This window comes from Peribacillus sp. SIMBA_075 (assembly GCF_046534585.1).
In genome coordinates this window covers 1-265 of sequence record NZ_JAWRYN010000785.1, presented here as the reverse complement: position 1 = coordinate 265, position 265 = coordinate 1, and the positions used below count along the sequence as shown (strand labels likewise).

Sequence of the window (265 nt, the reverse complement as noted above, 5' to 3'; positions counted from 1 at the left end):
GACAATCCGTTTGGCGACTCCCCAATTGACGCTCTTCAACCGTTTGGCGGCGCCGACACCCATGATTGCCGAGGAAATCACATGTGTGGAGCTGACAGGCAAGCCTAGCTGTGTAAAGGTGAAGATGATGGAGGAGGAGGTCAGATCGGCGGTCGCCCCATTAATCGGTTCGATTTTGGTAATTTTTCCTCCAACTGTTTTAATGATTTTCCATCCGCCAACAGATGTGCCGAGTCCCATGGAAATCGCACAGATCAATTGTACC

At 50.6% G+C, this 265-nt stretch carries 1 protein-coding gene; it reads right to left on the bottom strand.

Annotated features, from left to right (window positions below; genetic code table 11):
- On the bottom strand, positions 1 to 265 hold a 265-nt coding region (locus SB775_RS30350; protein WP_410864961.1), incomplete at both ends, for an inorganic phosphate transporter.